This is a genomic window from Cryobacterium sp. (assembly GCF_026786305.1).
GTDB lineage: Bacteria > Actinomycetota > Actinomycetes > Actinomycetales > Microbacteriaceae > Cryobacterium.
The window spans coordinates 1-8876 of record NZ_JAJAYI010000093.1 but is presented as its reverse complement, the minus strand read 5'-3'; the positions used below and the strand labels follow the sequence as shown (position 1 = coordinate 8876).

Sequence of the window (8876 nt, the reverse complement as noted above, 5' to 3'; positions counted from 1 at the left end):
GGGGCCGTTCCTCTTTTCCCCCCTCCCGGCCATGCCGGGTGGCGCCGCCCGACTAAACACGGGGGCGCCACACCTCGCACTCGAGGTGAGCGTTATCGACACGTTTTTTATGGTTCGCGCGCGACCTTCGGGTCACACTGTCGTACTCGAAAGGATTCAGATGTCCGCGTTCTTCTCCTGGTTGGCGCAACTGCCCGCGCTGGCACAAGTTCCCATCATCATCCTGGCTTTCGTTGTGGTTGTCGGCGCAATCTTGTTCTTCGTTGAGATTGCTCCCCGCTCCGGCCGGATCTACACGATCATCCGCCTCTCCGTCTGTGTGTTGGCGCCCCTCCTGATCCTCGTCGCCGGCAACTCCTATACGTGGGCTATCATCGGCGCCGGTGTACTGGGCCTCGGCTTCTTCTACCTCGACTACCGGTCGCGAAAGGGTGCTGGGTACTTATTCCAGCTTGTCGGTTTCCTTGCCCCCGCCGTGATCCTGCTGGCTATCGGCCTCGTCATTCCGACGATCCAGACCACAGTGCAGGCCTTCATGAGCGCTCGAGGCGACCGGTTCGTCGGCTTCGACAACTTTGTCTGGATTTTCACCCAGCCCAACAATGTGCGCATCGTGCTGAACACGATCGTCTGGGTACTCATCGTTCCCACCATCTCGACCATCGCCGGCCTCGCCTACGCGGTCTTTATCGACAAGAGCCGCGGTGAGAAATACTTCAAGATTCTGGTCTTCATGCCGATGGCCATCTCGCTGGTGGGAGCATCCATCATCTGGCGTTTCGTCTACACGGCGCGTCCGGCCGACCAGGAGCAGATTGGCCTGCTGAACCAGCTCGTGGTCATGTTCGGCGGACAGCCGGTCGACTTTCTGTCGGTGTCTCCCTTCAACACCCTGTTCCTGATCGTGATTCTGATCTGGGTGCAGACCGGGTTCGCCATGGTGGTGCTGTCTGCCGCGATCAAGGGCGTACCGACTGAGCAGATGGAGGCTGCCGAACTCGACGGCACCAACGCCTGGCAGCAGTTCGTGAACGTGACCGTTCCCGGTATCCGCAGCGCCCTCGTCGTCGTTCTGACGACAATTTCTATTGTCTCGCTCAAGGTCTTCGACATTGTGCGCACCACGACGGCCGGGTCGAACGAGACCAGCGTCGTGGCCAACGAGATGTACACCCAGTTCAAGAATTTCGAGCAGGGCCGCTCCGCCGCCTTCGCACTGGTGCTGTTCCTGCTCGTGCTCCCGATCGTTGTCTATAACGCCCGCCAGATTAAGAAGCAGAGGGAAATCCGATGAGCGCGGTCATGCCGGTAGAACTTCCGCTGGACACCCAGACCAAGCGGCAGGTTCGCCGTGGTGAACGACGCATGGAGTCCACGGTCGCCCGCAGGACCAAGAAACGCCTGACCAGCCGCGGGGCGACCATTGGGGCGCTCATCATCGCGGTGGTGTGGTCGATTCCCACCCTGGGCCTGCTGGTGTCGTCGTTCCGGCCCGCCCAGGAGGTGCGCACCACCGGCTGGTGGACCATCTTCACCAACACCGGGTTCACCTTCGATAACTACACCGAGGCGCTCGCCGCCGGCAATAGTCAGCTCGACCTGGCCGGGGCGTTCATCAACTCGGTCGCGATCACCCTGCCGGCCACGCTCATCCCATTGATGATCGCCAGCCTCGCGGCCTACGCGTTTGCCTGGATTGACTTCCGTGGCAAGAACGTGATGTTCATCGGAGTATTCGCCCTGCAGATCGTGCCGATTCAGATGGCACTCGTGCCGCTGTTGCAATTCTTCTCCGGCGGCACCGTTTTTGGTTACCCGGTCGTCGCGGCACTCAACCCGGGCAGCGGCTATTCGCAAGTCTGGATCGCGCACACCATGTTTGCTCTTCCCCTTGCCATCTACCTGCTGCACAACTTCGTTTCGGAGATACCGAGCGAGGTCATCGAAGCCGCTCGGGTCGATGGCGCCGGTCACGGGCAGATCTTCTTTCGCATCGTGTTGCCGCTGACGATGCCGGCCATCGCGTCGATCGCCATCTTCCAGTTTCTCTGGGTCTGGAACGACCTACTGGTGGCGCTGATCTTCGCCGACGGCGCGGTCGCCCCGATGACCAAACTGCTCGCCGAACTATCCGGTGCCCGCGGGCAGGACTGGCATCTGCTCACGGCCGGTGCGTTCCTGTCGATCCTGGTGCCGCTGATCGTGTTCTTCTCCCTGCAACGCTTCTTCGTGCGCGGCCTACTCGCCGGTTCGACGAAGGGCTAAGGGCCCGTTCGGCAAGAAAATGGGTGCCCGTGGTCGGCGCGGCCACGGGCATCCGTTCTGGTTGGTCTGTAGTGACGTTTAGAGTGAATGCATGAGTGGAATGCACGGTGCCCCGGGCCACGGTCCGCGGCAACAGGCGGGCGTGGAGCGCCCGCGCAAGCGAGTCAGCGGAGCGGATGCTGCGGCGCAGCGAGCCGAGAACGCGCTCGCCCCGCGCATCCCGCACCTACTCAATCGCGTCGGCGACCTGTTCGCCCCGCACCGCACGACCCTCATCATCACCGTCGTGCTCGTTCTGATCAGCGCTGCCCTCTCGGTCGTGCCGCCACTGCTCACCCAACGTGCCTTCGACGACGGACTGTTTCCACCCGGCGGCATCCCCAACCTTTCGGTGCTCGGGGTTCTTGTGGCGCTCATGCTCGGCGTCTTCCTGGTCAACGCTCTGCTCGGTGTCTGGCAGACCTGGCTCACCGCGAGCGTCGGCAATAAGGTCATGGGGGCGCTGCGCGTGCGCCTGTTCACTCACCTGCAGGCGATGGAGCTGAGCTTCTTCACCAAGACCAAGACCGGCGTGATTCAGTCGCGGCTGCAAAACGACGTCGGCGGCGTCGCGACGGTGCTGACCAACACGATATCCAGCATCCTGGGCAACACCGTCACGGTGATCGCCGCCTTCGTGGCCATGCTGCTGCTGAACTGGCAACTGACCATCGTGGCCGTCGTGCTGATGCCGGTTCTGGTGTCGGCCCAGCGCCGCGTCGGTCAGGTGCGAGCGCGCATCGCCGGCAAGACACAGGAATCACTGTCGGACATGACCGCGATCACGCAGGAAACCCTGAGCGTGTCGGGCATTCTGCTGTCGAAGAGTTTCACCCGGCAGCAGAACGAGATCGACCGCTATGCCGAGGAGAACCGCAACCAGGTGCGGCTGCAGGTGAGCCAGCAGATGAGCGGTCAGTGGTTCTTCGCCACGGTGAGCGTGTTCCTGTCGGCGATTCCCGCCATTGTGTATCTCGTTGCCGGGGCGCTCATGTTCAACGGCACCACGGATGTCACGCCCGGCACGATCGTGGCCTTCACGACCGTGCAGGCGCGACTGATCTTTCCGTTGCTCGGTCTCATGCGGGTCGCCCTTGACCTGCAGACCTCGAGCGCACTGTTCGCCCGCATCTTCGAATACCTCGACCTGAAGCCGGCGATCAGCGACAAACCCGACGCTACCCTGGTGCCGGCGGCCAGCGCCGCGCGCGGCCGGATCGAGTTCGATCACGTGCGTTTCAACTACCCGGATGCCGACGCCGACGCCCGTCCGACCCTCGACGATGTGTCGTTGACGATCGAGCCGGGCCAGTTCGCCGCCTTCGTCGGCCCCTCGGGCGCCGGAAAAACCACCGTGTCGTACCTGATTCCGCGCTTCTACGAGGCCTCGGCCGGGCGGCTGCTGTTCTCCGGTCTCGACGTGCGCGACCTGCAGCAGGAATCGCTCGTGTCGCACATCGGCATCGTGAGCCAGGAAACCTACCTGTTCCACGCAACGATCGCCGAGAACCTGCGCTACGCCAAACCGGAGGCGACGGATGCCGAGCTGGTTACGGCGGCGCGCGCCGCGAACATTCACGACACGATCGACTCGTTCCCCGACAAGTACGACACGATGGTCGGGGAACGCGGCTACCGGCTCTCCGGCGGCGAGAAACAGCGCATCGCCATCGCGCGGGTGCTCTTGAAGGATCCGCCGGTGCTGATACTCGATGAGGCCACGAGTGCGCTTGACTCGATTTCGGAGAGCGTGGTGCAGGGCGCCCTCGACACCGCCAGCCACGGTCGTACCACCATCGCGATCGCCCACCGCCTGTCCACGATTGTCGACGCCGACGTGATCTTCGTCGTCGATGCCGGCCGCATCGTCGAGCGCGGCACCCACGCCGAACTGCTCGCGCGGGGTGCGGTCTACGCGAGCCTCTACGCCCGCCAAATCACCGCCACCTCCCCCGCCGCAGACTCTCCCGCGCGCCTGCCCACCTCTTAGCTCCGTTGTCCGGGCGAGCCGAACTGTCCGGGCCCGGGCCCAAACAGTGGGCCCACGATAGAAGTTGGGCACGCGTTTGGAAGGTGGGCCCGGCGCAGAGAGCCCGGACCGGGGCGGGTTACGAACGGTCGGCGAGCATCCCGGTCATCAGGTCGATCTCAGACTTCTGGCTCAACACGACGGCGGTAGCGAAGATCCGCACGGTCTCATTGGTGCTGCGGTCGAGCACCACCTCGGCCATCTCGATCGCACCCTGGTGGTGCGCGATCATGATGGCGAGAAACTGCCGCTCCGCTTCCGCACCGGATGCCGCAGTGAGGGCCGCAATCTGCGGGGCGGTCGCCAGGCCGGGCATCGGATCCCCGGCGACATGGGCGGACGCGGGTTCCCCGTCGGTTCCGGTGGCGTGGGAGGCATCGTGCGACTCTCCTGCCAGAGTCGGGCGGGTCATCCAGGTCATGGAGGGTTCAGGGGAGAACTGCGGAAGGCCCCACACAGCGAGCCACCCCGACATCTGCCCGCTCTGGTTGGCCTGCGTCGTCGCAATGTCGTAGGCAAGCAGCCGCACCGGCGCGTCCTGGGTACGGTCGCGCACGATCATGGCGAGTTCGACGCCCTGATTGTGATGCTCCTGCATGTCCCGGGAGAAACCCGCCTCGACACTCGTCGTGTTGGGCGCGGCTTCGGCGATCGTGCTCAGCCGTCCGGCCGAGAAAGCCACGGCACCGACGGCGAGCGCGGTGACCACAACAGTGGCAGCGACGGCACGAAGAACCGAGCGGCGCTGGCGCGGTGGGCGAGCATCCGCTGATCGAGAATGCGCTGTGGTCGCAGGCTGTGCGGTGTCAGACGTCACGGTATCGGGCGGTCGTGCGCGTTAGGAGACTTTGCCGGGCGCGTCGAGCGCACCCGAGCAGGGGGAATTGTTTTCGGGTACGTTGGTGCTCTTCCAGAATTCGGTGAAGAACTCGGTGATGCGGGGGTCGTCAGCGCTATTGACCTTCAACTGTGAGTTCCAGCCGCTCAGCACGATCGGTGCGGGAATGCCCTCAAAGGGCGAGAGGATGACGTAGGTCGAGGGCAGCTTCGCCTTGAGCGTTTTCAGCTGGGCGTCGGAGATCGACGGGTCGTAGGTGACCCAAATGGCGCCGTGCTCGAGCGAGTGCACGGCGTTCTCGTTCGGAACAGCCTGATCATAGACGCCGCAGTTGAGCCAGGCCGGGTTGTGCTCGCCGCCGGCGGGCGGTGTCTGCTCATACGTGACGGCCGTCTCGACGTGGCCGGTCGTGTTGGTGAATGTCTCCACCCCGTCGATCTTTGACGCATCGCCAGCGCCGCCGCCCGCATAGTTGGCGGCCTTCGGGGCGAGCACGAACGCTGCCACGACGAGGGCGACGATAGCGACGACGGCCACTGCGCCGCCGATGATGCCGATCAGGCGGTTACGCTTGCCGCGCTTTTGCTGGCGGTGGTATTCCTCCAGCTTCTTCGCGCGCTTGGCAGCACGTTCGTCCTTGATCGACGCTTTGTTCACGGGGGAACCGGGCTGGGGGGTCACGAGGGCCTCTCTGTGGGAGCTACTTCTATTCGAAGGTATCAGTCGTCCCTGTTGCTTCCCCTGATGCCGGTCTCACAGTTATTTCTCAGGCTGGTCGCCAGCTCTCGCCGCCCGATAGACTGAGCTCGTGCCCGTTCATTCGTCGTGTTGCTGCTGTCGCTAGTCGACCCTCCACGTTCGTGACCGGCCGCCGACGGGCCGGTCTGCAACCCGCCCAGTGTGCAACCCGAGGCCGCTCCTGCCCATGATGCGCGGCTCGACAGAAGGAATTTCCCATGAAAATCGCAGACACCATTCTTGACCTCATCGGTGACACCCCACTGGTCAAACTCCACAAGGTCTCCGCAGGGCTGACCGCGACGGTGCTCGTGAAGCTCGAATATCTCAACCCGGGCGGCTCGGCGAAGGACCGCATCGCGGTGCGTATCATCGACGCCGCCGAGCGTGACGGGCTCCTAAAGCCCGGTGGCACGATCGTTGAGCCCACGTCGGGCAACACCGGCGTTGGCCTGGCACTGGTGGCCCAGCAGCGTGGCTACAAGTGCGTGTTCGTGCTGCCCGACAAGGTCGGCGAGGACAAACGCAACGTACTGACCGCGTACGGCGCCGAGATCGTCGTGACGCCGACATCCGTTGCGCCGGAGGATCCCGAGTCCTACTACAGCGTCTCGGACCGGCTGGCCCGCGATATCCCGGGCGCCTACAAGCCCAATCAGTACTTCAACCCGAATGGCCCACTCAGCCACTACGAGACGACCGGCCCCGAAATCTGGCGCGACACCGACGGAACGATCACCCACTTCGTCGCCGGCGTCGGGACCGGCGGCACCATCAGCGGCACGGGCCGCTACCTGCGCGAGGTCTCGAACGACGCCGTGCGCATCATCGGCGCCGACCCGGAAGGTTCGGTGTACTCCGGCGGCACCGGCCGCCCCTACCTGGTCGAGGGTGTCGGCGAGGACTTCTGGCCGGGTGCCTACGACCCCACGGTCGTGCACGAGGTCATTGCCGTCTCCGACGCCGACTCCTTTGCCATGACCCGCCGGCTCGCCCTGGAAGAGGGAATCCTTGTCGGGGGCTCCAGCGGAATGGCCGTCGTGGCGGCTCTGCGCGCGGCCGAAAAGCTCGGACCCGACGATACGATCGTCGTGCTCCTGCCCGACGGCGGCCGCGGCTACCTCGGCAAAATCTTCAACGATGGGTGGATGCGCAGCTTCGGGTTCAGCAATGCCCCGGCCGGGCACACGGTGGCCAATTTGCTCGAATCGAAGACCGGGCGCCTGCCGGCACTGGTCTATGTGCACCCGGGCGACACCGTGCACGCAGCGATCGAAACCATGACGAGCCAGGGCGTCTCGCAGCTGCTCGTGCTGAGCGCCAAGCCGCCCGTCGTCATGGGCGAGGTGCTCGGCGCGATCGATGAGCGTGCCCTGATGGGCCTGGTCTTCTCCGGTGACGCCAAACTCACCGACCGGGTCGGCTCGATCGTCGGCGAGGCGCTGCCGCTGATCGGCGTCAACGAACCGGTCGCCGCCGCGCGCGCTGCCTTCGCGGAGCACGACGCTCTGCTGGTGACCGACGGTGGCAAGCCGCTCGGCGTCGTCACCCGGCACGACCTGCTCAGCTACCTGAGCATCTAACCTTCCGTTTTATTCACCCGCTCTTTCACGAGCACATCACCAGCAGGGAGCACGCAATGGTCAACACCCAGAAGTTCGACACGATCGCCATCCACGCCGGTCAGGAATTCGACGCGACCACCGGCGCCGTCATCCCGCCGATCTACCAGACCTCCACCTACGTGCAGGACGGCATCGGCAACCTACGCGGCGGCTACGAGTACAGCCGTGGCGGCAACCCCACCCGCACCGTGCTCGAGAGCCTGCTCGCCGCGCTCGAGGGCGGCACGCACGGGCTGTCCTTCGCGAGCGGACTCGCCGCTGAAGACACCATTCTGCGCGCCATTCTCAAGCCCGGCGATCACGTCGTGCTCGGCAACGACGTCTACGGCGGAACCCACCGGCTCATCAACAAGGTGCACGCCGCCTGGGGCGTGCACAACACCACGGTGGAGATGAGCGACCTCTCGGCGGTCGAAGCGGCCATCCGCCCGGAAACCAAGATTCTCTGGGTCGAGACCCCGAGCAACCCGCTCATGAAGATCAGCGACATTGCGGCGCTCGCCGAGATCGCGCACCGCCACGGTATCGTCGCGATCGTCGATAACACCTTTGCGTCACCCGCGCTGCAGCATCCGCTTGCACTTGGCGCCGACGTCGTCGTGCACTCGACCACGAAGTATCTCGGCGGCCACTCCGACGTGCTCGGCGGCGCGCTCATCATCAACGACGACGAACTCTACGAGAAGGCTCAGTTTCTGCAGTTCGCGGCCGGCCCGGTGTCGGCTCCGCTCGACTCCTGGCTCACCGTGCGCGGCATCAAAACGCTCTCGGTGCGCATGGATCGCCACTGCACCAACGCCCAGGCCATCGCCGAGTACCTTGACGGCCACCCCGCGATCGAGCAGGTCTACTACCCGGGACTGCCCGGCCACCCCGGCCACGAGCTGGCGAAAAAGCAGATGTCCGGCTTCGGCGGCATGATTTCCGTCGCTTTCGCCGGTGGCGCCGCCGCCGCGCGCCTGTTCGCGGAGTCGATGCACCTGTTTCAGCTGGCTGAATCGCTCGGCGGCGTGGAGTCGCTCGTGAACTACCCCTCTGAGATGACGCACGCCTCGGTGCGCGGCACCGAACTGGAGGTGGCCGACAACATCGTGCGGCTGTCGGTCGGGATCGAAGATGTCGCCGACCTCATTGCCGATCTGGAGAGCGCGCTGCCCCGCGCCTGAACTCGGGCCTCATCTTCGGCCGGGGCCCTCCTGAGGAACGCGGGCGCAGGTGAGATCGTGGGCCCGGGGGGGGGGGGGGGGGGGGGGGGGGGGGGGGGGGGGGGGGGGGGGGGGGTGTGCAGTACGGGGCCCCCCCCGCGACCCCCGGGGGGAGGTGTGGGGGGGGGGGGGGGGGT

At 65.1% G+C, this 8876-nt stretch carries 7 protein-coding genes; 5 read left to right on the top strand and 2 right to left on the bottom strand.

Annotated features, from left to right (window positions below):
* Positions 1-160 precede the first annotated feature (160 nt).
* The 3 genes from LH475_RS11965 (at position 161) to LH475_RS11955 (ending at position 4294) form a co-directional block, all read left to right on the top strand.
* Entirely contained in the window at positions 161-1294 is a 1134-nt protein-coding gene (locus LH475_RS11965) for a sugar ABC transporter permease (protein WP_196844201.1), read from the top strand.
* Positions 1291-2265: a carbohydrate ABC transporter permease gene (locus tag LH475_RS11960; protein WP_196844200.1), complete on the top strand. Its 975-nt coding sequence runs from the start codon at positions 1291-1293 to the stop codon at positions 2263-2265. The genes LH475_RS11965 and LH475_RS11960 overlap by 4 nt, the downstream gene beginning before the upstream one ends.
* A gap of 100 nt (positions 2266-2365) precedes the next feature.
* Positions 2366-4294: an ABC transporter ATP-binding protein gene (locus LH475_RS11955; protein WP_297414227.1), complete on the top strand. Its 1929-nt coding sequence runs from the start codon at positions 2366-2368 to the stop codon at positions 4292-4294.
* A 118-nt stretch (positions 4295-4412) separates the two neighbouring features.
* On the opposite strand, the gene LH475_RS11950 is transcribed toward LH475_RS11955, so the two are convergent.
* Both LH475_RS11950 and LH475_RS11945 read right to left on the bottom strand, forming a co-directional pair.
* Positions 4413-5150 (bottom strand): DUF305 domain-containing protein, encoded by a 738-nt coding sequence (locus LH475_RS11950; RefSeq protein ID WP_196844199.1) that lies wholly within the window; start codon positions 5148-5150, stop codon positions 4413-4415.
* 21 nt (positions 5151-5171) lie between these two features.
* Positions 5172-5852: a DUF3105 domain-containing protein gene (locus tag LH475_RS11945; RefSeq protein WP_196844198.1), complete on the bottom strand. Its 681-nt coding sequence runs from the start codon at positions 5850-5852 to the stop codon at positions 5172-5174.
* Between the two features lie 275 nt (positions 5853-6127).
* Between LH475_RS11945 and LH475_RS11940 the strand changes: the two genes are divergently transcribed.
* Both LH475_RS11940 and LH475_RS11935 read left to right on the top strand, forming a co-directional pair.
* Positions 6128-7492 carry a cystathionine beta-synthase gene (locus tag LH475_RS11940; RefSeq protein WP_196844197.1) on the top strand — a complete coding sequence of 455 codons (1365 nt, stop codon included), beginning with the start codon at positions 6128-6130 and terminating at the stop codon, positions 7490-7492.
* Positions 7493-7548: 56 nt separating this feature from the next.
* On the top strand, positions 7549-8700 hold the full coding sequence (locus LH475_RS11935; RefSeq protein WP_196844196.1) for a cystathionine gamma-synthase: 1152 nt from the start codon (positions 7549-7551) through the stop codon (positions 8698-8700).
* Positions 8701-8876: the final 176 nt, after the last annotated feature.